Source organism: Synechococcus sp. A18-25c, from assembly GCF_014280035.1.
In the GTDB taxonomy this organism is placed as follows: Bacteria; Cyanobacteriota; Cyanobacteriia; order PCC-6307; family Cyanobiaceae; genus Synechococcus_C.
Genome location: NZ_CP047957.1, coordinates 2,248,862 through 2,272,613, shown reverse-complemented (window position 1 = coordinate 2,272,613; position 23,752 = coordinate 2,248,862). Strand labels below are relative to the sequence as shown.

Annotated in this window: 24 protein-coding genes; 19 read left to right on the top strand and 5 right to left on the bottom strand. The window is 61.5% G+C overall.

Translation table 11 applies throughout. The features are described 5' to 3' along the window. The first annotated feature begins 54 nt into the window (after window positions 1-54). Together SynA1825c_RS12425 and SynA1825c_RS12420 are read left to right on the top strand one after the other, a co-directional pair. The gene (locus SynA1825c_RS12425; protein ID WP_186469571.1) at window positions 55-366 is read left to right on the top strand and encodes a hypothetical protein; all 312 of its coding nucleotides are present in this window, start codon (window positions 55-57) and stop codon (window positions 364-366) included. Next, window positions 363-2,045, top strand: coding sequence for an AarF/ABC1/UbiB kinase family protein (locus tag SynA1825c_RS12420; protein ID WP_186469570.1), 1,683 nt, complete (start codon window positions 363-365; stop codon window positions 2,043-2,045). Before SynA1825c_RS12425 ends, SynA1825c_RS12420 begins: the two co-directional genes overlap by 4 nt. A gap of 96 nt (window positions 2,046-2,141) precedes the next feature. Here the strand turns inward: SynA1825c_RS12420 and eno are convergent, their stop codons facing one another. After that, window positions 2,142-3,434, bottom strand: coding sequence for a phosphopyruvate hydratase (gene eno, locus SynA1825c_RS12415; RefSeq protein WP_186469569.1), 1,293 nt, complete (start codon window positions 3,432-3,434; stop codon window positions 2,142-2,144). Between the two features lie 145 nt (window positions 3,435-3,579). Here eno and gloA point away from each other — a divergent pair, with 145 nt between their 5' ends. The 8 genes from gloA to rplL all read left to right on the top strand — a co-directional run bounded on the left by gloA (window position 3,580) and on the right by rplL (window position 10,449). After that, on the top strand, window positions 3,580-3,981 hold the full coding sequence (gene gloA / locus SynA1825c_RS12410) for a lactoylglutathione lyase (protein WP_186469568.1): 402 nt from the start codon (window positions 3,580-3,582) through the stop codon (window positions 3,979-3,981). Between the two features lie 15 nt (window positions 3,982-3,996). Continuing rightward, entirely contained in the window at window positions 3,997-6,792 is a 2,796-nt protein-coding gene (locus SynA1825c_RS12405) for an ATP-dependent Clp protease ATP-binding subunit (RefSeq protein ID WP_186469567.1), read from the top strand. A 95-nt stretch (window positions 6,793-6,887) separates the two neighbouring features. Then, window positions 6,888-7,136, top strand: a complete 249-nt coding sequence (gene secE / locus SynA1825c_RS12400; protein WP_186469566.1) for a preprotein translocase subunit SecE — start codon at window positions 6,888-6,890, stop codon at window positions 7,134-7,136. 60 nt (window positions 7,137-7,196) lie between these two features. Next, window positions 7,197-7,865 (top strand): transcription termination/antitermination protein NusG, encoded by a 669-nt coding sequence (gene nusG, locus SynA1825c_RS12395; RefSeq protein ID WP_186469565.1) that lies wholly within the window; start codon window positions 7,197-7,199, stop codon window positions 7,863-7,865. Window positions 7,866-7,975: 110 nt separating this feature from the next. Continuing rightward, window positions 7,976-8,401 carry a 50S ribosomal protein L11 gene (gene rplK / locus SynA1825c_RS12390; protein ID WP_186469564.1) on the top strand — a complete coding sequence of 142 codons (426 nt, stop codon included), beginning with the start codon at window positions 7,976-7,978 and terminating at the stop codon, window positions 8,399-8,401. A gap of 79 nt (window positions 8,402-8,480) precedes the next feature. Next, window positions 8,481-9,188 carry a 50S ribosomal protein L1 gene (rplA, locus tag SynA1825c_RS12385; protein ID WP_186469563.1) on the top strand — a complete coding sequence of 236 codons (708 nt, stop codon included), beginning with the start codon at window positions 8,481-8,483 and terminating at the stop codon, window positions 9,186-9,188. Window positions 9,189-9,481: 293 nt separating this feature from the next. Then, window positions 9,482-10,009, top strand: a complete 528-nt coding sequence (gene rplJ, locus SynA1825c_RS12380) for a 50S ribosomal protein L10 (RefSeq protein WP_186469562.1) — start codon at window positions 9,482-9,484, stop codon at window positions 10,007-10,009. 47 nt (window positions 10,010-10,056) lie between these two features. Next, complete coding sequence (gene rplL, locus SynA1825c_RS12375) at window positions 10,057-10,449, top strand: 50S ribosomal protein L7/L12 (protein WP_186469561.1); 393 nt, start codon at window positions 10,057-10,059, stop codon at window positions 10,447-10,449. A gap of 246 nt (window positions 10,450-10,695) precedes the next feature. On the opposite strand, the gene SynA1825c_RS12370 is transcribed toward rplL, so the two are convergent. Then, window positions 10,696-11,397, bottom strand: a complete 702-nt coding sequence (locus tag SynA1825c_RS12370) for a DUF3747 domain-containing protein (RefSeq protein ID WP_186471211.1) — start codon at window positions 11,395-11,397, stop codon at window positions 10,696-10,698. A gap of 59 nt (window positions 11,398-11,456) precedes the next feature. Here SynA1825c_RS12370 and SynA1825c_RS12365 point away from each other — a divergent pair, with 59 nt between their 5' ends. The 6 genes from SynA1825c_RS12365 to SynA1825c_RS12340 are packed head-to-tail and all read left to right on the top strand — an operon-like array spanning window position 11,457 to window position 18,192. Then, on the top strand, window positions 11,457-12,245 hold the full coding sequence (locus SynA1825c_RS12365; RefSeq protein ID WP_186469560.1) for a ribonuclease H: 789 nt from the start codon (window positions 11,457-11,459) through the stop codon (window positions 12,243-12,245). Next, window positions 12,238-13,416: a quinone-dependent dihydroorotate dehydrogenase gene (locus SynA1825c_RS12360; RefSeq protein ID WP_186469559.1), complete on the top strand. Its 1,179-nt coding sequence runs from the start codon at window positions 12,238-12,240 to the stop codon at window positions 13,414-13,416. The genes SynA1825c_RS12365 and SynA1825c_RS12360 overlap by 8 nt, the downstream gene beginning before the upstream one ends. Window positions 13,417-13,437: 21 nt before the next feature. After that, a complete protein-coding gene (locus SynA1825c_RS12355; protein WP_255478391.1) occupies window positions 13,438-14,352 on the top strand; it encodes a hypothetical protein in 915 nt (304 codons plus the stop codon). After that, complete coding sequence (locus SynA1825c_RS12350; protein ID WP_186469558.1) at window positions 14,349-15,044, top strand: PilN domain-containing protein; 696 nt, start codon at window positions 14,349-14,351, stop codon at window positions 15,042-15,044. Before SynA1825c_RS12355 ends, SynA1825c_RS12350 begins: the two co-directional genes overlap by 4 nt. Beyond that, entirely contained in the window at window positions 15,041-15,817 is a 777-nt protein-coding gene (locus SynA1825c_RS12345; protein WP_186469557.1) for a hypothetical protein, read from the top strand. Before SynA1825c_RS12350 ends, SynA1825c_RS12345 begins: the two co-directional genes overlap by 4 nt. A gap of 41 nt (window positions 15,818-15,858) precedes the next feature. After that, entirely contained in the window at window positions 15,859-18,192 is a 2,334-nt protein-coding gene (locus SynA1825c_RS12340) for a type II secretion system protein GspD (protein WP_370593753.1), read from the top strand. A 13-nt stretch (window positions 18,193-18,205) separates the two neighbouring features. Here the strand turns inward: SynA1825c_RS12340 and SynA1825c_RS12335 are convergent, their stop codons facing one another. Then, window positions 18,206-19,072 (bottom strand): pentapeptide repeat-containing protein, encoded by an 867-nt coding sequence (locus SynA1825c_RS12335; protein WP_370593752.1) that lies wholly within the window; start codon window positions 19,070-19,072, stop codon window positions 18,206-18,208. 95 nt (window positions 19,073-19,167) lie between these two features. Here SynA1825c_RS12335 and SynA1825c_RS12330 point away from each other — a divergent pair, with 95 nt between their 5' ends. After that, window positions 19,168-20,262 (top strand): histidinol-phosphate transaminase, encoded by a 1,095-nt coding sequence (locus SynA1825c_RS12330; protein ID WP_186469556.1) that lies wholly within the window; start codon window positions 19,168-19,170, stop codon window positions 20,260-20,262. Between the two features lie 9 nt (window positions 20,263-20,271). Here SynA1825c_RS12330 and SynA1825c_RS12325 read toward each other — a convergent pair whose 3' ends face one another. Next, on the bottom strand, window positions 20,272-21,366 hold the full coding sequence (locus tag SynA1825c_RS12325) for a glycosyltransferase (protein ID WP_186469555.1): 1,095 nt from the start codon (window positions 21,364-21,366) through the stop codon (window positions 20,272-20,274). Window positions 21,367-21,420: 54 nt separating this feature from the next. Here SynA1825c_RS12325 and SynA1825c_RS12320 point away from each other — a divergent pair, with 54 nt between their 5' ends. Further along, window positions 21,421-22,176, top strand: a complete 756-nt coding sequence (locus SynA1825c_RS12320) for a hypothetical protein (protein WP_186469554.1) — start codon at window positions 21,421-21,423, stop codon at window positions 22,174-22,176. A gap of 50 nt (window positions 22,177-22,226) precedes the next feature. Here SynA1825c_RS12320 and SynA1825c_RS12315 read toward each other — a convergent pair whose 3' ends face one another. Beyond that, window positions 22,227-23,117, bottom strand: a complete 891-nt coding sequence (locus SynA1825c_RS12315) for an NAD(P)-dependent oxidoreductase (RefSeq protein ID WP_186469553.1) — start codon at window positions 23,115-23,117, stop codon at window positions 22,227-22,229. 129 nt (window positions 23,118-23,246) lie between these two features. On the opposite strand from SynA1825c_RS12315, the gene SynA1825c_RS12310 reads away from it, so the two are divergent. Then, window positions 23,247-23,675, top strand: coding sequence for a hypothetical protein (locus SynA1825c_RS12310; protein ID WP_186469552.1), 429 nt, complete (start codon window positions 23,247-23,249; stop codon window positions 23,673-23,675). Window positions 23,676-23,752: the final 77 nt, after the last annotated feature.

The following is a 23,752-nucleotide window of genomic DNA, read 5'->3' as shown; positions in this document are numbered from 1 at the left end:
CCGTCGCGTGAGCGCCATGGGATCTGCCACAGTTTCTTCACTGAATCAATGGCCATGACTCCCCCGGACGCCCTGATCAGAGCGGCCATGAATCGCCTCATTGCCCGCGTCGGCGAAGGCGTGGCCGACGCGGCAGCAGGTGTTGCTGTGGCAGTTCAGGATGCTCCCGATCGCATCCGTCAGGAATGGGATCTGTTTCAGGAAGAAGTCAAGGCTGAAGCAGAACGCCTCCAACAAACAACCGCTTCGGGGTCCACTTCAGCGCAGGCCAGCGATCCGGAGTCTCCTGAGCCCCTTCAGCAACGCATCGATCGCTTGCGTGCGCAGGTCGCTGAACTCAGCATGCGGCTGGAGGAGCGACCTTGAACCGCTGGCGGGGTCGCTCTCTCCCCTGGCGCAGGGGCCTGAGGGCGTTACGGATCTGGCGCTCCGTGCTGGTCCTTTTGGTGTTGTTGTGGTGGGACAGTCGCAGCTGGAGCTATCCCGGTGGCATGACGCCGGAGCGGCGTCAGACCCGCCAGCAGCACAGGGCTCGCTGGCTGACGGCAGAGCTTCTGCAACTGGGTTCTGCTTTTATCAAGCTTGGGCAGCTGTTGTCCGCTCGGCCCGATGTTCTGCCTGCTGGCTGGGTCGCTGAACTGGCTGAGCTGCAGGACAAAGTTCCCGCCTTCCCGTTTGATCAGGCCCAGGCCTTGCTGGAAGAAGAGCTCGGTGCCCGCTGCGCCGAAATCATCGATCTGGACGAGCAACCACTCGGCGCGGCTTCACTCGCGCAGGTGCATCGCGCCAGCCTTCGCAGCGGACGCCAGGTGGTGCTCAAAATCCAGCGCCCGGGGCTCGAGGGTCTGTTCCGCCTTGATCTGGAGGTGATGCAACAAGTGGCGGCAGTGCTGCAACGCCATCCCCAGTGGGGGCGAGGGCGTGACTGGGTGGCTATTGCCCAGGAGTGTCGGCGGGTGTTGCTGCGCGAGCTTGATTTCCGTCTTGAGGCGCAGCATGCCGCCCGTTTCCGTCAGCAGTTTCTGGATGAGTCCCGCATCCGGGTGCCCGGGGTGATCTGGGAGCTCAGCACCCGTCGTGTGTTGTGTCTCGACTACATGCCCGGGATCAAGATCAACGACCGCCCGGCGCTGCTGGAGGCGGGAATTGATCCCTCCGAAGTGGCCGAGATCGGTGCTGCAAGTTATCTGCAGCAATTGGTCCGCTATGGCTTTTTCCACGCCGACCCGCACCCCGGCAATCTCGCGGTGGCCAGCGATGGTGCTCTCATCTACTACGACTTCGGAATGATGGGTCAGTTATCCGAGCGCCTGCGTCGCCGCCTTGGCTCCATGGTCAGCGCAGCTGCCGCGCGCGATGCATCCCTGCTGGTGGAGGAGATGCAGGCTGCCGGGGTGATTGCTGGGGATGTTGACCCCGGCCCGGTGCGTCGGCTGGTGCGCTTGATGCTCAGAGATGCGCTGACGCCTCCCTTCAGTGCCTCAGTCATCGACAAGCTCTCGGCCGATTTGTATGAGCTCGTTTATGGCCAGCCTTTCCGCTTGCCAGTGGAGCTGATTTTTGTGATGCGAGCCCTCTCCACCTTTGAAGGCGTCGGTCGCAGCCTTGATCCTGGATTTACGCTGGTCGGGATCGCCAAGCCCTATCTGCTGCCTCTCATGACGTCCAGTGGATCCGGCTCCAGTGATCTCTTCAATGAACTCGGCCGTCAGGTCGGTGCTTTGAGTTCCCGGGCGGTGGGGATCCCGCGCCGTTTGGATGAAAGTCTTGAACGTCTTGAGCAAGGCGATCTGCAACTGCAGATCCGCATGGGTGAATCCGATCGTCAGTTCCGGCGGATGGTCACCGCGCAGCACTCCATCGGTCAGTCCGTGTTGCTTGGTGGACTGGCTGTGGCGGCAGCCTTGATGGGAGCCAGTGCCCGACCCCTCTGGGCTTTGCTGCCTTTGGGTGCGGCGGTCCCGGTGGGTATGGGATGGCTGAAGTTGCAGGTCAAGCTGCGCAAGGACTCTCGGCTGGAATCGCTGTCATCCCAACAACGCTGACGGCAGTAGAAGTTGCAGCAATCAAAAATCCACCCATGGCCCAGTGGTTGCTGAGGCCTGGGTGGATGGATTGAACGGTAGGGAAAGCGAGCCCGCTCAGGCCTTGCCGCGGGGGCCTTGACCGACAGCACCGGCGTACACCGCCTGGCTGCCCAGCTCGTCCTCGATGCGCAGCAGCTGGTTGTATTTGGCAACCCGCTCGCTGCGGCTCAGGGAGCCGGTCTTGATCTGCCCGGCACGGGTGGCAACCGACAGGTCAGCAATGGTGGTGTCTTCCGTTTCGCCACTGCGGTGGCTGATCACGCTGGTGTAGCCGGAGCGGCCGGCCAGATCGATGGCCTGCAGGGTTTCGGTGAGCGAACCGATCTGGTTCACCTTGATCAGGATGGAGTTGGCGGTGGCGCTGTCGATTCCCTGCTGCAGGCGTTTGGTGTTGGTGACGAACAGATCATCACCCACCAGTTGCACCTTGCTGCCCAGGCGCTCGGTCAGCAGTTTCCAACCCTCCCAGTCGTCCTCTGCGAGGCCATCTTCGATGGACACGATCGGAAACTTCTCCACCAGCTGCTGCAGCTGCCCGACCATCTCGGCGCTGTCGTAGCTGCCGCCATCAAAGGCATAGCGGCCGTTCTCGAAGAATTCGGTGCTGGCGACATCAAGGGCCAAAGAGATCTGTTCGCCAGGCTTGTAACCCGCCTTCGTGATCGCTTCCACCAGAATTTCGCCGGCTTCCACATTGCCAAGGTCAGGGGCGAATCCCCCTTCGTCACCCACCGCGGTGCTCATGCCCTTGTCGCTGAGCAGTTTCTTCAGCGTGTGGAACACCTCGGTCCCCATGCGCAGGGCTTCGCGGAAGCTGGGCGCACCGTGAGGCACCAGCATGAATTCCTGGAAGTCCAGGCTGTTGGCGGCATGGGCGCCACCGTTGATCACATTCATCAGTGGCACCGGCAGCAGCGATGCCATCGGTCCTCCCAAGTAGCGGTAGAGAGGAATGCCAAGGCCGTTGGCGGCGGCGCGTGCATTGGCCATGCTCACCGCGAGGATGGCGTTGGCTCCGAGGTTGGACTTGTTGTCGCTGCCATCCAGTTCAAGCATGGCGGCATCCACGGCGGCTTGATCCAGAGCGGAGAGGCCGCACAGGGCCGGAGCGATGCGCTCTTCAATGTGATTCACCGCCTGAGTCACACCTTTGCCCATGTAGCGATCACCGCCGTCTCGCAGCTCGTGGGCCTCATGGGCTCCGGTGCTGGCACCACTGGGGACGATGGCGCGTCCGCTGGCACCACCCTCGAGCAGCACTTCAGCTTCCACCGTGGGATTGCCGCGGGAGTCGAGCACCTCACGGGCCACGATGGTATCGATGACGAGATCGAGGGAATCGAACACGTGATGCGGATCGAAGACCTGGCGATCCTATGAGTCGCCCTGCCGCCTGGCACTGTGTCGGTCTGCACCAATGCCAACCGTCCCCTTTTGGTTGAGCATGAGCAGGCTGGATGCACCATGCTGGTAACAGCGATACGTCCAGATCATGCGCATGCTCCACACCATGCTCCGGGTGGGTGATCTGGAGCGCTCGTTGACCTTCTACACAGAAGTGCTGGGCATGCAGTTGTTGCGCCGCAAGGACTTCCCATCAGGTCGTTTCACCCTGGCGTTCGTCGGCTACGGAGATGAAAAGGACAACACCGTTCTCGAGCTCACCCACAACTGGGATACGCAGAGTTATGAGCTCGGTGATGGGTATGGCCACATTGCGCTTGGAGTGCAAGACATTTATGCCACCTGCGCTGGAATCGCCGGCAAGGGGGGCCGGGTGGTGAGGGAGCCCGGGCCGATGAAGCACGGCAGCACGGTGATCGCGTTTGTGGAAGACCCGGATGGATACAAGGTCGAGTTGATCGAGCAGTCGTCCCGTTCTGCTTCCGCCTAAGTGAGGCCGACTGCGATGACGTCTGACTTTGGCGTGATGCCACAGCCTCCTGCCAGTCTCACAGTGGAGCCCGATCGCTTCAGCGATGACGCCTGGGAACTCCTGCTCTGCGCTCAGGACTCTGCGCGTCGTTGGCGTCACGGCGATCTAGACGTGGAGCACCTCATCCAGGCGCTGTTTACCGATCCACGCTTTCAGGTGGAGGTGGATTCTCTGGCGTTGCCACGCGATCAACTGCTCGATCAACTCGAGGGCTTTCTGGCTGAACAACCCATGGCCCGAGCCGATGAGCTGTTCGTCGGTGAAGACCTCGAAACACTGCTGGAAGCGGCGGACCGGGTCCGCGGTCTTTGGGGATCGCGCTTGATCGAGTTGTCGCATCTGCTGATTGCCATCGGACGTGATCCGCGCATTGGTGCGGATCTGCTCGCGCGTTATGGCTTGCCCGCCGATCGTCTCGAGGCTGAACTGCGTCGCCCCACGCCGAGCGCTCCCCCCCGTGTTCCTGAGCCTGAGCCTGTGGCTCGTGCCGCGGCGCCGTCCTCGGTCATCCCCTCGATGGCCGCCCCCCCAGCTGTCGAGCCGCCTTCCATCTCCGCTTCTTTGGATGCGACTCCAGGGGGGAGCGAGCGATTGACAGCAGCCGATGAGGTGGGGCTTGAGCCTGCTCCTGCGCCTGAACCCACGGCCTTGGATCGTTATGGCCGTGATCTCACCGCCGCTGCGGCAGCGGGACGGCTCGATCCGGTGATCGGCCGCGATGCCGAGATCCGTCGCTTGATCAAGGTCTTGTCGCGTCGGGGCAAAAACAATCCAGTGCTGATCGGTGCTCCGGGGGTGGGCAAAACCGCGATCGCAGAACTGTTGGCCCATCGGATCGTTGCTGGTGAAGTGCCGGAATCACTCCAGGGTCTGCGTTTGGTGGCTCTGGATGCAGGCGCGTTGATCGCTGGCGCCAAGTTCCGTGGTCAGTTCGAGGAACGACTTCGCGAAGTGTTGCAAGAGGTGAGCGATCCCGAAGCGGGTGTGGTGTTGTTCATCGATGAGTTGCACACCGTGGTCAACAGCGACCGCTCCAGTGCCGATGCCGGCAGTCTGTTGAAACCTGCGTTGGCTCAAGGTGACCTGCGTTGCATTGCAGCCACCACCCCTGAGGACTATCGCCGCACCGTTGAGAAGGACCCCGCCCTCAACCGACGCTTTCAGCAGGTACCGATCACGGAGCCATCCATCGATCTCAGCGTGGAGATCTTGCGCGGCGTCAAGGAGCGCTACGAGCTCCATCACGGCGTAACGATCACGGATGCTGCGGTGACGGCTGCGGCCCGCCTGGCTGATCGCTACATCAGCGACCGCTGCCTGCCTGACAAGGCCATCGATTTGATTGATGAGGCGGCGGCGCAGCTCAAGATGGACGTGACCTCCAAACCGCAGGTGGTGGAGGACGCTGAGATGGATCTGCGGCGGGTGGAGCTGGCGGTCCTGGCTGCTGAGCAGGCCCCGGAAGCCGAACGCGTGCAGCTGCAGCGGCAGCGACTCGAAGCCTCGGCCCAGCTCACTCAGCTGCGTGAGCGCTGGCAGGCTGAGCGGGAACAGCTTCAGGAGTTACGCCAGCTTCTCCAGGAGGACGAAGATCTGCGCCACGCCATTGCCGAGGCGGAGCGCCAGGGCGATCTGGAAGAGGCGGCCCGTCTGCAGTACGACCAGCTGCATCGTCTTCAGCAGCGGCGCAGTGATCTCGAGGCGGCCTTAGCGCAGGATCAGGCCAATGGCACCTCCCTCCTGCGTGAGCAGGTGGAAGCGGAAGACATCGCCGATGTGGTCGCCCGCTGGACCGGAATCCCGATCCAGCGACTGCTCGCCGGAGAACGTCAGAAACTGCTGGAACTGGATCAACGGCTCGGTGAGCGTGTGATCGGTCAACCGGATGCGGTGCAGGCGGTGGCAGCGGCCATCCGGCGTGCCCGCGCCGGCATGAAGGACCCCCGTCGGCCTGTGGGTTCGTTCTTGTTTCTTGGCCCCACTGGCGTTGGCAAAACGGAGCTGGCCAAAGCTCTTGCCGATCAGTTGTTCGATGAAGACGAGGCGATGGTGCGCCTCGACATGAGCGAGTTCATGGAGCGCAACGCGGTGGCGCGCCTGCTCGGAGCGCCTCCGGGGTATGTGGGATACGAGGAAGGCGGTCAGCTCACTGAAGCGGTGCGTCGCCGGCCTTACGCCTTGCTGCTTCTGGATGAGGTGGAGAAAGCCCACCCCGATGTGTTCAATGTGTTGTTGCAAGTGCTCGATGACGGGCGGCTCAGCGACTCACAAGGGCGCACCGTTGATTTCCGTCACACCGTCGTGGTCATGACGAGCAATCTGGCCAGCCGCGCCATTCTTGATTCAGCCCGTCGGGCACAGGCGGGCGAGGCTTCGGCCGACGACACAGCCCTCGAGGCTGCCGTGGATGAGGCCTTGGGGCGTCATTTCCGACCGGAATTCCTCAATCGGATCGACGAAGTGATCCGCTTCAAGCCGCTGGGTCTTCAGGACTTGGGCCGGATCGTGCGTCTGCAGTTGGCAGATCTCTCCAAGCTGCTTTGCGAGCAGGGCTTAGAACTGCGCGTTGAAGACAGTGTGATTGAGGCGCTGGTTTCCCAGGGGCATGAACCGGAGTTCGGCGCCAGGCCACTACGCCGGGTGCTGCGTCGTCGTTTGGAAAACCCGCTGGCCACCGAGCTGCTGGAGGAACGCTTCAGCGGTGCGCAAGCGGTGCGGGTCCTGGCCGGAAGCGATCCGTCTGAGCCGTTCCGCTTCGAGCCGGAATAACCCTCTGAAGGCGTCCGGTACGATTGTCGTTTGCTGTCACGTGCCATCTGAGCCGGCGTCAGCACCGGCCCAGACGAGTTTGTGATCCGTCATCCGTGACCAGCCCCACTTCCGAGGACACCGCAGCAGTAACGCCGCCGCCTTCATCCGGCCCTGAACAGCCTGGGAAAAAGGGCGGATTTCTGCAGGCCACTTTCGAGGAATTGAAGCTTGTCGTTTGGCCCAGCCGGCAGCAGCTGTTCAGTGAATCGATCGCGGTGATCCTGATGGTCAGCCTCTCTGCTGCTGCCATCGCTGCCCTGAGCCGTTTCTACGGCTGGGCTGCATCTCAGGTCTTCCGTTGACAGCGTTTTCGCCTGCCGACGCCGTGACCTGCTTCGTTCGTCCCTTTTCTGTCCTGACCTGTGTCTGATCTCGATCAAAGCCAGCCGGATACCAGCGAGGTGCTGGATCTGCCTGCGCCGAACGACGGCGAGGACGGCACGCTGGAGACGCCTGCAGTCCGCACCGGTGTCGCCCGTTGGTATGCCATTCAAGTGGCATCCAGCTGTGAAAAAAAGGTGAAAGCCACGTTGGAGCAACGGGCGGTGACCCTGGGTGTGAGCAATCGCATCCTGGAGATCGAGATCCCAGAGACCCCCGCCGTGAAGGTCAAGAAGGACGGCAGCCGCCAATCCACTGAAGAAAAGGTCTTCCCTGGCTACGTGCTGGTGCGCATGGTGCTGGACGAAGACACGATGATGGCGGTGCGCAGCACGCCAAACGTCATCAACTTCGTTGGTGCTGAGGATCGCCGCGCCACGGGTAAAGCGCGCGGTCACATCAAACCCCGTCCGCTCAGCCGCCAGGAAGTGGATCGCATCTTTAAGCGTGCCGCTGAGAAGAAGACCGTCGTCAAGGTGGATCTCACCGAAGGTGATCAGATCCTTGTGACGGCTGGACCCTTCAAGGATTTCCAGGGCGAAGTGATCGAGGTATCCGGTGAGCGCAGCAAGCTCAAGGCACTGCTGTCGATCTTCGGCCGCGAGACGCCTGTGGAACTCGAGTTTTCTCAAGTGAGCAAGCAGAACTAATGCTGGCGGCGGCCGTCTCCCTGCGGAGGGCGGCCTATGGGATGGTTCACCATCCCGCCGTACCTGCCCCGAGGGTCAGGTGATCCGCAGATGTTCAACTCCGTCCGCCGATGGCCAAGAAAGTCGTAGCTGTGATCAAGCTGGCCCTTCAGGCCGGCAAAGCCAACCCTGCACCGCCCGTGGGCCCTGCCCTCGGTCAGCACGGTGTCAACATCATGGCGTTCTGCAAGGAGTACAACGCTCGCACCCAGGACAAGGCTGGGTTCGTGATCCCGGTGGAGATCTCGGTCTTCGAAGACCGCAGCTTCACCTTCATCACCAAGACGCCTCCCGCGTCGGTGCTGATCACCAAGGCTGCCGGAATCGCTAAGGGTTCCGGTGAGTCCGCCAAGGGAAGTGTTGGCTCCATCAACCGCTCCCAACTCGAGGAGATCGCCAAGACCAAGCTCCCCGATCTCAACTGCACCAGCGTTGAGTCGGCCATGCGCATCATCGAAGGCACCGCTCGCAACATGGGCGTTGCCGTCAGCGACTGACGCCACTTGCGCCAGTTCTCATTCAACTCTGATTCCTTTTCGGGGGAGACCTCGCGGTCGTCTGAACCCCATCCAAGCCATGCCCAAACTCTCAAAACGCCTGGCCAGCCTCGTCACCAAGGTTGAAGAGCGCGCCTACGAGCCGCTCGAAGCCATTCAGCTGGTGAAGGACAACGCCAACGCCAAGTTCGACGAAACCATGGAGGCGCACGTGCGCCTGGGGATCGACCCCAAATACACCGACCAGCAGCTGCGCACCACCGTTGCGCTGCCCCATGGCACCGGTCAGACCGTTCGTATCGCCGTGGTCACCCGCGGTGAAAAGGTGGCTGAAGCCAAAGCCGCAGGTGCCGAGCTCGCCGGTGATGAAGATCTGGTTGAGGCCATCAGCAAAGGCGAAATGGATTTCGACCTGCTGATCGCAACCCCGGACATGATGCCCAAGGTGGCCAAGCTGGGACGCGTACTCGGTCCTCGTGGTCTGATGCCGAACCCCAAGGCCGGCACCGTTACCACCGATTTGGCTTCCGCCATTAATGAATTCAAAGCCGGCAAGCTTGAATTCCGTGCTGATCGCACCGGCATTGTCCACGTGCGTTTCGGCAAAGCCAGCTTTGACGCGGCCAAGCTGCTCGACAATCTGAAGACCCTTCAGGAAACGATCGATCGCAACAAGCCCAGCGGTGCCAAAGGTCGTTACTGGAAGAGCCTGTATGTGACATCCACCATGGGCCCTTCGGTTGAAGTTGATTTCGCTGCTCTGCAGGACATCAATCAGGACGGTTGATTCACGACCACCGTGGATGATTCAACTGTGCATCACACTTCAGAGCCCTCACTCAAGTGAGGGCTCTGTTGTATGTTTAAGAGCTGGCGAAAGCCAGACAACGGGCACGCGCCCGGCCTAAGACAGCGGGTTGTCTTAATCAATTCCTTGAGTTGATTCAAGCCATAAATCCTGCCGAGGCAGACGCGACGATGTTTTCCCTTATGGGATTGGATCGACACGCGGCCTCGTCTCTTTCGGGAGCACTGATCGGCCGTGTGTCCAGCTTGTTCCCCCGATCCGATCCAATTCCTATGGGCCGCACTCTGGAGAGCAAGCAACAGATCGTCGAAGAGCTCAAGCAGCTCCTCGGTGAGGCCGAAATGGCACTGGTCCTGGATTACCAGGGTCTTTCCATCAAGGAAATGTCTGATCTGCGGACTCGTCTGCAGGCCAGCAGCGGCGTTTGCAAGGTGACCAAAAACACCTTGATGCGTCGTGCCATCGATGGTGACAGTGCTTGGTCCAACCTCGATTCTCTTCTCAGCGGAACCAACGCCTTCGTTCTGGTTAAGGGCGATGTCGGCGGCGCCGTGAAGGCTGTTCAGGCCTTCCAGAAGGAAACCAAAAAGTCCGAAACCAAGGGCGGCCTCTTTGAAGGCAAGCTCCTGTCTCAGGATGAGATCAAAGCCATCGGCGACCTTCCCACCAAGGAAGTGCTCATGGCCCAAATCGCTGGTTCCATCAATGCCGTCGCCACCAAGGTGGCTGTGGGCATCAACGAGGTTCCCTCCGGTCTTGCTCGAGCGCTCAAGCAGCACGCCGAATCCGGCGAAAGCTGAACGCCTTCGACCTGACTGTCTATCTGATCTGTTGCTGATTCCCAACCATGTCTGCAAAAACCGACGAAATTCTCGAATCGCTGAAGTCTCTTTCTCTGCTTGAAGCTTCCGAGCTTGTTAAGCAGATCGAAGAAGCTTTCGGTGTGTCTGCTGCCGCTTCCGCTGGTGTGGTGATGGCTGCTCCCGGCGCTGCTGGTGCCGGTGGTGGTGAAGCCGCTGAAGAGAAGACCGAATTTGATGTTGTGTTGGAGAGCTTCGAAGCTTCCTCCAAGATCAAGGTCCTCAAAGCCGTGCGCGAAGCCACCGGTCTGGGCTTGGGCGATGCCAAGGCCATGGTCGAGGCTGCTCCCAAAACCATCAAGGAAGGCGCGTCCAAGGACGATGCCGAGGCCCTCAAGAAGTCCATCGAAGAGGCAGGCGGCAAGGTCACCCTCAAGTGATCACCTCAGGACAGCAGCACCGTCTGTTGTCCACTGTCCGTTGACTCTGCCGACCTTCGGGTCGGCTTTTTTATTGGCGCATTAAAAAAGCTCCGCCAAAGGCAGAGCTCTGAGGTGAAGCGCATTTCAGGAGTCTGTCCTTGTTTCGACCCTGGAGAGGCGCTCATCACTCCTCACACATTCACAAAATAAAAAAAGACCTACCGAGTTGTGTCTGGAGCTGGGCGAATTATCAACTGTCCCTGGTCAGGGGCGGTAGGGGATGACTTCCAGGCGAATGGGTCCCCGTTGCAGTCCTTGATTGGATTGCATGGGCTGCGACGGCATGGGAGGAAGGCCAGCGGTGAAGGCTCTCGCTCTGCGTTCTGAGGTCTGATTCGCGGCGATCAACGTTGTGAGCGGCTGGGCATTGGCGAAGTAGACGTGACTGAGGGTGCGTCCCTGGTACACCCGACGCTCGAGCGACCAGCCAGGCTCCAGTGTCAGCTTGACGAACGCATTTTTGTCGCGACGCACGTTGTTAGCTCGAGCCACGGTGAAAGCGCTGCCTCGGTCGGGATTGGTGGCCTGGAGGATCAGCCCATCGCGGCTCTGGTTTAAGCGCAGGCGGAAGCGTCGATCAACGTCTGTTCCTGAGGTGCGCAGGGAGTAGCCATTGCTATCGAGATAGCGGCTGCAGACCCCGGTGAAATCAAAGGAATTCAAAGAAGGATTCATCAAGCCGTCGCGGCGCTCCTCCCAGCAGAGAGGTCGCGCCTTGATCTGCTCCAGCACCAAGAGCTTCCAGCGGTCCTGTCCGACGGGTTGAGCCAGGATCGCGAAGCGTTCTTCCTCAAGAGGACGGCTATCGAAGAGGGCACGGGTCCAGCCGGGAAAACTGCCGGCCGCCACCGCCAATCCCAGCGCTGCAGCACCCAGCGCAGCTCTGCGGAAGTAGGTTCGGCCCATGGCCCAGACCTCCTGGGTGTCGAAGAACCGAGTTGTACCGAGAAGGGGTGGCGTGATCAATGGCTAAGGCCGATGGCAGAGGTCGTGTCGTGGCTGCAGCCACCGATGGAGCCTGCAGCGGCAATCCCGGTCCCGGGGGTTGGGGAGCCTTGATTCGCTTCGAAGACGGCAGTGTGGAGGAGTTCGGCGGTGCCGATCCGGCTACCACCAACAACCGTATGGAGCTTCAGGCGGCACTGGAGATGCTGGAGCGGTTGGCGGAGCTTCCGCGTCACCCCGATTTGGTGCTGCGCACCGACAGCAAATATCTGATTGATGGCCTCAGCTCTTGGATGCCCGGGTGGAAGCGCAAGGGATGGAAAACGGCCGCTGGAAAACCGGTGCTCAACCAGGATCTCTGGCAGGCTCTTGATCAGGCGCGCCTGGCTGACGTGCCGCTGCGTTACGTGAAAGGCCACAGCGGTGATCCCGATAACGATCGTGTGGATCAGATCGCTGTGGCCTACTCCAAGGGAACTGCGCCGCGCCTTAAGCGGGGGAGTCAATCCACGCCAGTAAAAGCTGTTGATCCGACTGCTGACGACCCGACTTCTGCCAATGCGCCGGCACCAGCAGCGTTGCAGCAGTTGCTGACGCGCTTGGAATTGGCTGACCGTCTCGCGGAGGGAGGTTTTGCCCTGTCGACTGTGGAGTTGGCTCAGCTGGTGGAGCAACCACTCACGCGTCTGGTAGAGCGTCAGGACAGCTGGCGCTGGCGCGATTGGCTGGTGGAGCCAATGGATGGGGATCGCTGGCGGTTGCGCCGCGCCGAGGCAGGATCAAGACAGTCGAGGAATCCCGATGGCTGAGCCGTCAGCCTCCGCGGTGATGAGCACCGCAGGTTTTTATCGGCGCTGGCTTGGTCCTGTGCTGGCCAAGGATGAAGGCGTGGATGCCGAGCAGCTCAGCCGCGCAGCGTTGCAGGCACTCGGTCAGCTCAGTCTTCGCAGGCAGTGGCCAGGACTGTCGGGTGTTTTGGACGGTGTAGGCGCGGAGCTCCAGCGTCGTGATCTGCGTCTTGAGCAGGTGCTGTTCGGCTGCCGCTTCAGCAATCCCGTCGGTCTGGCTGCTGGTTTTGACAAGAACGGTGTTGCTGCGGGGGTCTGGGATCGTTTCGGATTCGGTTTTGCTGAGGTGGGCACCGTCACCTGGCATGCCCAGCCCGGTAATCCGCGGCCGCGGCTGTTCCGTCTGGCCGACGAGCGGGCGGCGCTCAACCGGATGGGCTTCAACAACAATGGTGCAGAAGGGATGCGTCGCACGCTGGAGCGACAGGTGCTGCCGCCTCGTGGCCAGCGGCCAGCTGTGCTTGGCATCAATTTGGGCAAATCCAAGGTCACGCCCCTGGAGTTGGCGCCCGATGATTACGCCTCGTCGCTGGAGCTGCTGGCTCCTCTGGCCGACTATGCGGTCATCAATGTCAGTTCACCGAACACACCAGGGCTTCGGGATCTGCAGGACGCGACGCAGCTGCGCCGCTTGGTGGAACGGTTGCGCCGGCTGCCGGGGTGTCCTCCTTTACTGGTGAAAATTGCACCGGATCTCGAGGATGACGCGATCGATGGCATCGCGCGCCTGGCCTACGAGGAAGGCCTGGCCGGTGTGATCGCCGTCAACACCAGCCTTGACCGCCTTGGACTAGAGCGTCGGGTGATCAGCCAGACCGGGCGAACCCTGCAAGAGGAGGCAGGTGGTCTCAGCGGTGATCCACTCAGGACACGAGCCCTTGAGGTGTTGCGGCGTCTGCGTGCCACCGCTGGGCCTGCCTTGCCCCTGGTCGGTGTTGGAGGCATCAGCACACCTGAGGCCGCCTGGGAGCGGATCGCCGCTGGAGCGTCCTTGGTGCAGCTCTACACCGGATGGATCTTTGAAGGTCCGGATTTGGTGCCGCGGGTGTTGGAGGGACTGCTGGATCAGCTGGACCGTCACAGCTTCCGCAACATTCGTGAGGCGGTCGGAAGCGGCGCGCCCTGGCAGTAATCGATACTCTGCGATCAAGTCATGGATTCACCGGCTCGGAGTTGCATGGTGGTGCTGGCTGACCTGCGTGATCGTTTCCCCGCCCTTGACGGCTGGTTGGTGCAGTTTCAGGGGCTGCTGGAGCCAAGCCGTGTTGTGCTGGCTCCGGAGGATGACTGCTTGCATCTCGCCTTGTGCTCACAGGGGGAGCGGCAGATCGCTTCGCTGGCCTTGCCTCCGGATCTCTGTCGCATGGGACAGCCTCTCGACCATCTTGCGCTAGGGGAAACGATTGCAGATCTGCTGCTGGAACGGGGGCTGATTCCTGCCAGGGTCAGCGTGGACTTGCTCTTGCCGCTCTCCAGCTGTCAGTGGCGGGTGGTTCAGGGTGCCGAACCTGGCCAAGCTCTGGATGTGGACGCTCTGAGGGCGTTGCAGCCTGATCTCGGCTGGTCGCTGTCCCTTCAAGAGAGCTATCTCGACCTACTACCCCTGCCCCGCGCCGACCGAACGCTCGTCATGGGCACCGATCGCCTGTTGCTGCAGTCATGGATTGAGACCTTGGCAACTGCTGATCTCTCCGTGCGTCGTGCTGAATGGTTGCTGTCAGCTGCATTCCGTGGTCTGTCCACGGCCTGGGGGAATCGCGAGGAGCGACTGGTCTGGCTGGTGGAGCAAGGCAGTCGCTGGCGGCTGCTATTGCTGCACGGTGGCTGTCCGGATGTGGATCTCGCGCTTGAAGCCGTCGAACTGTCAGCACTGCGAAAGGAGGTCCAGGCGCTGGTCCAGGCCTGGTGTGAGCCACAGGAGCGGGTGGGCTGGTGGGTGACCGCGTCCCCGCAATGGCAGGGGCGGTGGGCGCCTGAGCACGACCCTCAGCAAGGACGACTGCACTCGGATGCCGAGATGTCGCTCCTGGATCTGGCGTTGACGGCCCCTCAAGAGGTAGCGGCATGAGCGCCAAGCCTGAACAGCAGTCGTTGCCAAATCTGTTGCGGGAGCGTCGCCAGGAGCTGGGTCTGCCGGCTGAGGTTCCGCCATGGCGTTCCAGCCGTTTCCTCTTACTGCGTGGTTCGCTGATCGGAGTGGGGGGACTGCTGATCGCACTGGTGTCGCTAGTGCTGCTTCATTGGTCTGAATCAAGCCAGTTGCGGCAGTTGCGGGCGTTGGAGCCAGTGGAGCAGCAGCTGCAAGCGTTAGAGGCACGTCTCAGCGCAGACCGACGTCGCGCGGATTCGCTTCGCAAGGACAATCTCAAGATTGCCGAGACCTTGGTCGCTGTCCCGTCTGGGTCGCCTCTGTTGGAGCAACTGCGCCGAGTCACACCGGTGGGCGTCCGGCTCGAGGACGTCTCCGTGCTGGGTGATCGCATCCAGGTTTCAGGAACGGCGGTCGCCGGCGGCGCCCCGGGACCGCTGGAGCGGATCAATGCTCTGGTGCTCAATCTGGAAGCCTTGCCGATCTCTCAACCCGGCGGGGTGGAGGTGGTGAAAGTAACCCGGGATGATGAGCAGCCGTCGGTCAGCTTCAGTCTCGACTGGGCTCTGGATGCTCAACGCAGACCTTCAATCCAGCAACTGCAGCAGTTGGGGGCTTCGGGCTTGGTTCAGCGCTATCGCTTGCTGGAACAGCAGGGAGTGGCGCCATGACCAACCTCAGTCCTGATCGGCCAGCCTGGCGAGCCCAGATCACCCGGGAGCGCGTGCTGCTGCTGGTTCCAGCCTTGATCGGTTGTGCACTCGCGGGAGGGGTCATCCTGTTGATCGGCCTACCGATGTTGGGCCGGATTCAGGTGCAGAAGCAGCGCCTTGTGGATCTTGAGAGCAAGGGGAACTCGCTGCCCTCGCTCCAGGGGCAGCTCAAGTCCACCCAAGTGAACCTTGCCGAGCTCGAACAACAGCAGGCCCTGCTGGTGGATCTGGTCGCTGGTCGCGGCTCCATCGAGACCTTTCTGGCGCAACTCAGCCGTGAAGCCGCCGCCACGGATGTGCTGATCAAGCTCTATGAACCGGTGCCTGTGTCGATGGCTGAGTCCCAAGGCTCAGGCACCCAGTCTCCGTCGGGTCCAGATGCGCAGGATGAGTCAGCCTCCGGTGGATCTGCGGGACCATTGCAGGCGCGTGGCTATGACAAAAGTTCGGTGTTGCTGCAGGTGGATGGGCCCTATGTGGGCCTGCTGCAGTTTCTGAGGCGTATGGAACAACTAGAGCTCTTGGTGCAGCCCGGTGATCTGGAGCTCGTGGCGTTGGAACAACAGGAGCGAGCCAGTGATGAGCAGGCTGCGCCCATCACCCCTCCGCGCACCCGCTTGAAGCTCACTCTGAACTTCTTCGACAAGGCTGTTGTTGCTGACGGGGTTGTTGATGCTGATCAGCCTCCATCAGGAGCCAATGCAGCGGCTCAAGCAGAGGATCCTTTCTGACGGCTGGATGTCAGCTCTTCCGTCAGGGCTGGCTCTCCACGATGGCGATCGATACCATCCGCCAAGCAGCATGGCGTTCAGCCCCGGGTATGTCTTGCAACCTTTCCCGGCTGAGCGCATTGATGCTGGTGGCTGGCCTCGGTGTTGGTGATGTGGGCTTGCTGCACTCCCTGATCGGTGGTGGCTCCGCCGTCGCGTTGGCTCAGGGGACGCTGGCCTTGCGGATTCGTCGCACGCAGGAGGCCGTTGAGGTGGTCATCGATGGTGTCGGTGCGCAGCCGGTGCTGCAGCAGCGTCTCAACGGCCAGGTTTGGGAAGGGCAATTGCAACTTCAGGGAACTCCTGGATTGCCCAATGGTCGTCAGCAGCTGTCGGATCCTGCGTCGGGTCTGCAACGTGTTGCCATCAGTGGTTCGGGCAGCTTGTATCGCATCGAAGTAGTGCCTGCCGCTGGTCAAAGCCTCAGGGAGCCTGTGGTGAGCGCTGACGGTCGCGCTTTGGTGTTGCAGTTTTCTGGCTTAGCAGCGCCCGCGTTGCTGCAGACCGGAAGACTCGACTTGTCGGCGCCGGGCACCGTTCCTCAGAGCAGCTATGCCCCACCGCTCCAACCCAGGGCTGTCGCGCCGCCCCTGGGTGATATGGCCGTCGGTTCGATGGTGTTGCAGAACCGCAGCTTTGTGAATGTCAGTGGTCCCCCTGTGACCCTCACACTGAATAATGCTCCGCCCAAGGACGCCTTGATGGCCTTGGCGCGTTTGGGGGGGTATGGCTTTGTATTTGTGGCGGATCCCACCCAGAGTTCAGCGGGTTCAGGTCAAAGCGATCAGGGCGCTTTGGTGTCGATGGCATTTCAGGATGAAAGCTACGCTCGCGCGCTAAATGGTGTGCTTTTGGCTTCGGGTCTGCAGGGCAAGCTCGATGGACGCACGTTGCTGGTGGGCCCTGCTGCAGCCTCCAAAACGTTTGGGCCTCAGATGTCGAAGGTGATTCGGTTGAATCAAGTGACTGCGAGAGCGGCCGCTGAATACCTCGGCAATCTTGGGGCTACTTTCAACCTGACGAATACCATCACCACCACAACAGGTGAGGCGGCGTCCATCGGCACCACACAGCTCAGTGATGCCACATCGCAGCAATCGTCACAGACCCCTTACAGCGAGAGTTTTGGAGCTTCTACGGGCCCTCTTCGTGGGCTTGTGGTGACAACAGATTCACGTCTGCAAACACTCACGATCGTGGGTGATTCGCAGTTGGTGGCTGTTGCTGAGAGTTACCTCAAGCAGATTGATCTGCGTCAACGTCAGGTGGCCTTGAGTGTGCGCGTTCTTGATGTTCTACTGGATAATGATTCTCAAATAAGCAATAGCTTTGCCTTCCGCTCAGGCAATGCATTCATCGTCAGTGATAATGGAAGTCTGCTCGCTAATTTTGGTGCCTACAAGCCTCCAGGTAGCTCGGAGGGTGGACTCCCTGGCAGGTATTCCGCGCAGGAGGGTACGACTCCTATTCCAGGGACGGGCGTGACCGATGGCAGTGGTGTGTTTCTTGATAGCCCCAGTTCTGCCTATCCACTGCCGGGGTCTGAGGGAGCTCGGCCTGATTTTGGAACGTATGACAATCCCTTGCAGCCGGGAATCACTGAAATTGACGAAGAGGGAAGGGTTACCTATCAGGCTCCTTCGCGCTTCCAATACCCTGTTAATCAGTTCTTTGACTTTTTGAGTGCACAGATTGAGTCGAGCTCAACCAAAATTCTCGCAAGCCCCACATTGATCATTCAAGAAGGTGAAGGTGATATGCGCGGCTCTGATGGAACGGCAATTGGCTCGGATGGATTGGTTGGCCGAGAACGGGTGAATGAAGCGTTGGTCTCTGTCGGAGAGCGTCTTGTGACGTCATATAATGTCAGAGAGGGCGAAAATGGCAGTATTTTTTGCGAGCCTGAATTAACGAATGCAGGCCTCACTTTTGGTGCCAGAGTTGATAAAATTGATGATAATGGCTTCGTGACTTTCTCCCTGTCGCCACAGATATCGGCTGCTATTGATGTGGATTTTGTTGAGCGATGTGGAAATATCAATATAATTAGCAGTCGCTCTCTTGACACCGGAAAAATACGTGTACGCGATGGGCAAACGTTAATTTTAACGGGCGTAATTTCGGACGCAGATGTGCAGGCTGTGACCAAATGGCCCATCCTCGGAGATCTCCCTTTCATCGGCCAATTTTTCCGTTCTTCCCAGGGAAGCCGAGCCAAGCGGGAGTTGGTGATTCTGGTGACACCACGCATCATCGACGACACCCAGGGTGGAACCTATGGCTATGGCTACAGACCAACGCTTCCAGCGACTCGCCAGGTAATGAGTGGCTACTGACCGGTTCTGTCGGTTAAAGCCCTAATCCGAATGGCATGAAGGCTTTGGCGGCAAGCGGCGCGATCATGCGAAGCCCTGAGATAGCGCCTCCCAGCAGTTGACTGCCGACGCCGCTCCCTTCCTCCGTTGCGTTGTTTTCGTATCGGCGCTCGCTGATGGCATCAGCTGCCGCCTTGAGCTGATCAGCCCAGGCTGCGCTTCCCTGTTGTTGATACAGCGCAGCGGCGTAGTTGAAATCGGCGGCGGCCAGGTCGTCTTTGGCCTGTTCGCTGCGGCTGATGCCACGGGCCACCCAGCTCAAAGGTTCTTGCGGTTGGCTGCGGATGGCATCGCTGAACAACGTTTCTGCCGATGACCAGTTTCCGGCTAAAAACGCTTCCACGCCTGCGTTGTGCAACGCCGCATGGCTGCGGCTTCCTGCTGCAATCCCCTGGGCTCCTTGCCAATGCGCCTGCTCCAGGGCGTCCGGGTCGAGCTGGGCACCGCTGAGATCGGCGTCTCTCAGATCCGTGCCGAAGAGCTTGCTCCCTCTCAAATCCGCTCCGCGCAGTGATGCACCGCGCAGGCTGGTGAAGCTGAGGTCAGCGCCATTGAGATCAGCGCCGTCCAGCTGGGCCTGGCTGAGGTTGGCGCGCATCAGCCGGGCTTCGCCCAGATCGGCATCGCGCAAGTCGGCGTGAACGAGGTCCACATCGGCGAGCCGGCATCCCTGACAGCGTCGTTCCTGCAGGAGTTGAAGCAGCGCTTCATTGGAATGAGCGGCCCCTGCTCCAAAACCGAGCAGTCCGCCAAGCAACAGCGATGCCCCCATGGTCTTGATCCGGAAAGTCTTGATCCGGATGGTTTTGATCCGGAGCGGCGTCTCGTGCTGGGCTGGCATCAACAGCAGCTCAGTGATCCCTTGGGTTGTATCGGTCCCGGCGGCTTGCGTCGAGCGTCGCTGGGCAGGATGGAGACCTGTCGGCTGGATTGATCTTGGGCAGCGGCTTTCCACCGCATGGGGGCAACCTCACTCAGGAGGCCAAACGCCTGGGCATTCGATCGGATCAGCTGCTGGATGCCAGTGCATCGTTAGTGCCTTTTCAGCCGCCTCGTGTGATGCGCGCGGCATTGCGGCTCGCGATCGCCGGCACTGCATTGCGTGACTACCCCGACCGCAGTCAGATTGCGTTGCGTCAGGCCATCGCTGATTGGCATGGCGTGGATGTCGCGTGCGTGTTGCCGGGCAATGGAGCAGCGGAGCTGTTCACGTGGGCCGCAAGGGATGCAGCGGCGCATGGGCTCAGCGGTCTCCCCCAGCCGGGATTTGCCGATTACCGCCGTGCTCTGTCCTGCTGGGACGCAGGGGTTTGCTCCTTGCCCCTCCCTCTCGACTGGGCGGGCTCTGGACCCGAGGCCTTCCCTACCCCGTTGGATCCTGAAAGCCGTGTGGGCACGCTCTGGCTCACCAATCCTCACAACCCCACGGGGCAGCTCTGGAGCCGGTCGTCGTTGGAGTGCTTGCTGGATCGCTATCCCCTGGTGATCTGCGATGAAGCCTTCCTCCCTCTGGTCCCTGGTGGCGAGCGGCAATCGCTGCTGCCCTTGGTGGCCACCCATCCCAATCTGGTGGTGATCCGAAGTCTCACGAAGTTGTTGGCCGTGGCTGGCTTGCGGCTCGGTTATGCCGTGGCTGCTGCGGATCGTGTGCAGCGCTGGCAGCGCTGGCGCGATCCATGGCCAGTGAATGGCCTGGCGTTGGCTGCTGGGCAGGCCGTCATCGCCGATCGGGTGGGGCTGAGTCGCTGGACGCGGCGTGTGGAAACCTGGGTTGCGGACGAAGGCGCTTGGTTGCAGCAGCAACTGATGCAGTTGCCAGAAATCACCCCGATGCCCTCCAGCACCAACTTTTTCTTGATCCGTAGTGATGCCTCATTGGTGAAGCTGCGGGAGCGTGTTGCCCGTCGTGGAGTGCTCTTGCGCGACTGCCGATCCTTTGAAGGACTCGGGGAGCGATGGCTGCGTATTGGTCTGCAAAATCGCCGCGGCAACCGGCGCATTCTTCGGGCTTTGGCGGCGGAGCTCAGTTGAGGCCTGGTTTCAGGCCGCCAGGGTTTGCAGCAGATCCGCCAGTTGGTGATCGGCATCCTTCACCGCCAAGGCCCGCATGGCGGAGGCCATGGCCGGGAGGGGGTCCATGGTTGGTGCTGGATCCGCAACGGCTGCAGCGTCACGCAACCTTGAGCGGAGGAGGCGTCGCAAGGTTGCGCGCAGCGCGGGGTGGTCGGGGTCGTGTTGGTGCACGATTACAGCTGCGCCGAGTGCAGCCGCGCAGGCGGCGTTGGCATCCTGATGGCGATCGGCGGCCTGGGGGAAGGGCACCAAAATTGTGGGGGTTCCGCTCACTGCCAGTTCGCTCAGGCTGCCGGCACCGGCACGACTGATGGCAAGATCCGCGTGTTGCAGCAAGGCCGGGATCGCATCGCTGAAGGGGTGTTCTGCCAGGCCGGGATGCTCGATGCTGTTCACATCCGGGTCGTTGCTGCCCGTGAGATGCACCACTCGGCAGCCCTGGCTGAGCAGCTCCGGCAGCAGCACCCGCACCATGCGATTGAGGCCGAGAGCCCCTTGGCTGCCGCCCATCACCACCAACAGGGGCCCGTCTCCCTTTGGCACCCAGTCCGGCAAGGGCTGGGGACGCAGAAAACTCTCCCGCACCGGAGTGCCCGTGACCACGGCTGTGCAGCCTGGAATTCGTTGAACGGCCCCCTCGAGCCCGACGGCGACTCGGGTGCTGTGGCGTCCCAGCAAGCGGGTCACTCGGCCCGGAATGGCATTGGATTCATGCAGCACCACGGGCACACCGCACCAGCGCGCCCCGAGGATCGCGGGCGCGGCGATGTAACCCCCGGTGGTGAACACCACATCAATGTGTTCGCGGCGAATCAGGCGACACACATCGCGGCTAGCTGCCAGCAGCCGAATCAGTTGAAGCAACTTGCGCAAGCCCCGACCCTGGAGCCCGCCGGCTTTCACGGTCACCAGGTCGTAGCGATCAGGCACGAGTTCTGTTTCCAGCCGATCCGGAACACCTAGCCAGCGCACGCTCCATGGGCTGGGCAGGGCTTCGGCCACGGACAGGGCGGGAAACAGGTGTCCGCCGGTGCCACTGGCGGCGATCAGAAGCCGGGGCATGGCGGCGGACCTTGGAAGCGCCGCCTAACTTAGTTCGACTGCAGAGGCTGTTCCATGGTTCCGCGTTCGCGAGCCTCACTGGCGTCCTGGATTTCGAGGGCTGCGGTGCTGGCCGGTGCATCCCTGCTGCTCGGCCAGCCCGCCCGGTCGGCAACTGCCGATGCGGCAGCGCTCAGCACGCAACTGCAGCAGGCTCTTAATGCCGATGACAACGTCGAAGCGTTGTCGGTATTGATGGATCCGGAGCAGGCGGCGACGCTGCTCGACAGCTTCCAGCGTTTCAGCAGCCGGTTCCCGGTCACCCGATGGCGGGTCAGGCCAGGGGATGCCACGGCGGATGGCAGACCCACCGTGAAGCTGGCGGTCACGGGCACGCGTCAACAGGATGGACTCAGCTACTCCTTCAGCGCCCATCAGCGCCTGGCGTTCTCCACCGCTGCCGGGCTGATCACGGGGCAGGAGGTGTTGAGTGACCAATCGGTGCTGACCAGCGCCGAGAAGCCGCTGCCGATCTCGTTGATGATTCCCGACACGGTGCTGACCGGCTCGCGTTACGACGTCGATGTGGTGCTTGATCAGCCCCTCGGCAAGGCTCTCCTGGCTGGGGGCCTCACGGCGGTGAGTCCGGAGCAGGTTCTCGCGCAGAAGAGCCCGATCATCCAGTTGGCTCCCTTGGGTGGTGGTGGCCTGTTCAAGTCGGTGCAGGCTCCGTTTCAACCTGGCGTTCAAACCTGGGCTGCCCTGCTCGTGCATCCCGATGGCGTGATCACCGTGAGCAAACAGGTTCAAGTGGTCGACGATCGCCAGTAACCCACGCGTTCTGTGATGGCTCGTTGAAGTGCAGCCGTTGGCGCGTTGGCTCACACCTCAGGCAGGCTGCGGCGCAGCACCGACACATCCGCGTCTTTGAAACCGGCCTGCATCAACGCTTGCTCCTGTACTTGCACGGCTTGGGTGATCGGTAAATGCAGCCCGGCTTGCTCTGCCTCCTCCAGGGCAATGCTCAGATCCTTGTGGTGCAGTGCCAACTTGAAGCCCAGCGGGTAGTGGTCGTTGAGCATCGCGCTCGAGCGATGCTCAAGGGCCCAGGAGCCTGCGGCCCCATGGCGGAGGGCCTCAACGACGGCGGGCATTGGCAGTTGCAGGTGCTGCCCCAAAGCGATCGCTTCCGCCACAGCCGCATAGCTGCCAGCCACCAGCACTTGGTTGATGGCCTTCACCTGCTGTCCGCTGCCCACCGCTCCGAAATGGTGGATAGACCCCCCGATCACCTCCAGCACCGGCCGGGCGCGCTCCAGATCGCTGACGTCGCCGCCGCACAGAACGGTGAGCTGGCCAGCATGCGCTCCTTCGGTTCCGCCGGTCACCGGGGCATCGATGAACTGAACACCCTGCTTGGCGAGTCGATCAGCCATCGCTCGGGCGGTGGCAGGGCTGATGGTCGAGCAGTCGATCACGAGGCTCCCGGGCGTTAGTGCCGGCCCCGCGCCCTGTTCACCCCACAGCACCGACTCAACTGCGGCATCGTCACTGACGCAGAGCAACAGCGCTTTGCAGCCGAGCACGGCTGCAGCGGGGGTGCAGGCACGTGTGGCGCCAACCAGGGATGAATCAGTCTCGGCAGTACGGCTGCGGGTGTGAACGCGCAGGGTGTAGCCGGCGGCCTGCAGGTTTGCCGTTATGGGCAGTCCCAGCGCCCCCAGGCCGATGCAGGCCAGGGAGGCCGGTGGCGTCAGGTCAGAGGCGGGCATGGGTCAAGGCCATCTGCGATTGATCCTGGCGGTTTGTGGGTCGGATTCCGTCACATCTCGCGTGCGGATTAGTCAGATCTGAGCTGGTTGACAGCAGCAATCTGAGGGTGTTCTCGTCATGGGCTTTTCATGGTGCTCACCCATCGCTGGCGTAAGGCGCTGCTGATTCCTTGTGTGGCGTTCGCGGCGGCCACGCTGCATCAGGGCATGGGGCCTGCCGATTCGGTGGCCGGGCAACGCGAAGAGACGATCACCGACGCGCAGAAGCAGCAGTTGTTTGAGGCCCGTCGACGGTGGGAGCTTGACAGCTATGACCGACGCTTGGCTTTGCTCAATACGGGACGGGATTGCACGGAGCGTGCGCGTTCGACAGATGCCTTCCGGGCTTGCAAGCAGGAGCAACGGCAAGCCTTGCGCCGCCTGTTCCAAGAGGGACAGCAGGTGGTGAATGCTGAACGCCGTCGTCTGGGTCTGCCATTGTTGCCGGAACGTCGATCACGCCGTTTTCAGGGATCGCTCGGGGGCGATCAGCTGGCCAGTTCAACGGTCGTTGGGTGACTCCGCTGTGAGCTGCGGGAGGTGTTTTCGGCCTGTTGTTCAAGGCTTGACCAACGCGAGATCGCTCAACAAAAAGC

Excerpts from the sequence above, each read along its gene's own strand:
- SynA1825c_RS12425 (WP_186469571.1), top strand. The coding sequence starts at position 55 with ATGACTCCCCCGGACGCCCTGATCAGAGCGGCCATGAATCGCCTCATT.
- gloA (WP_186469568.1), top strand. The coding sequence starts at position 3,580 with ATGCGCATGCTCCACACCATGCTCCGGGTGGGTGATCTGGAGCGCTCG.
- SynA1825c_RS12405 (WP_186469567.1), top strand. The coding sequence starts at position 3,997 with ATGACGTCTGACTTTGGCGTGATGCCACAGCCTCCTGCCAGTCTCACA.
- rplK (WP_186469564.1), top strand. The coding sequence starts at position 7,976 with ATGGCCAAGAAAGTCGTAGCTGTGATCAAGCTGGCCCTTCAGGCCGGC.
- rplA (WP_186469563.1), top strand. The coding sequence starts at position 8,481 with ATGCCCAAACTCTCAAAACGCCTGGCCAGCCTCGTCACCAAGGTTGAA.
- rplJ (WP_186469562.1), top strand. The coding sequence starts at position 9,482 with ATGGGCCGCACTCTGGAGAGCAAGCAACAGATCGTCGAAGAGCTCAAG.
- rplL (WP_186469561.1), top strand. The coding sequence starts at position 10,057 with ATGTCTGCAAAAACCGACGAAATTCTCGAATCGCTGAAGTCTCTTTCT.
- SynA1825c_RS12370 (WP_186471211.1), bottom strand. The coding sequence starts at position 11,397 with ATGGGCCGAACCTACTTCCGCAGAGCTGCGCTGGGTGCTGCAGCGCTG.
- SynA1825c_RS12365 (WP_186469560.1), top strand. The coding sequence starts at position 11,457 with ATGGCTAAGGCCGATGGCAGAGGTCGTGTCGTGGCTGCAGCCACCGAT.
- SynA1825c_RS12360 (WP_186469559.1), top strand. The coding sequence starts at position 12,238 with ATGGCTGAGCCGTCAGCCTCCGCGGTGATGAGCACCGCAGGTTTTTAT.
- SynA1825c_RS12355 (WP_255478391.1), top strand. The coding sequence starts at position 13,438 with ATGGATTCACCGGCTCGGAGTTGCATGGTGGTGCTGGCTGACCTGCGT.
- SynA1825c_RS12350 (WP_186469558.1), top strand. The coding sequence starts at position 14,349 with ATGAGCGCCAAGCCTGAACAGCAGTCGTTGCCAAATCTGTTGCGGGAG.
- SynA1825c_RS12345 (WP_186469557.1), top strand. The coding sequence starts at position 15,041 with ATGACCAACCTCAGTCCTGATCGGCCAGCCTGGCGAGCCCAGATCACC.
- SynA1825c_RS12340 (WP_370593753.1), top strand. The coding sequence starts at position 15,859 with ATGGCGATCGATACCATCCGCCAAGCAGCATGGCGTTCAGCCCCGGGT.
- SynA1825c_RS12335 (WP_370593752.1), bottom strand. The coding sequence starts at position 19,072 with ATGCCAGCCCAGCACGAGACGCCGCTCCGGATCAAAACCATCCGGATC.
- SynA1825c_RS12325 (WP_186469555.1), bottom strand. The coding sequence starts at position 21,366 with ATGCCCCGGCTTCTGATCGCCGCCAGTGGCACCGGCGGACACCTGTTT.
- SynA1825c_RS12320 (WP_186469554.1), top strand. The coding sequence starts at position 21,421 with ATGGTTCCGCGTTCGCGAGCCTCACTGGCGTCCTGGATTTCGAGGGCT.
- SynA1825c_RS12315 (WP_186469553.1), bottom strand. The coding sequence starts at position 23,117 with ATGCCCGCCTCTGACCTGACGCCACCGGCCTCCCTGGCCTGCATCGGC.
- SynA1825c_RS12310 (WP_186469552.1), top strand. The coding sequence starts at position 23,247 with ATGGTGCTCACCCATCGCTGGCGTAAGGCGCTGCTGATTCCTTGTGTG.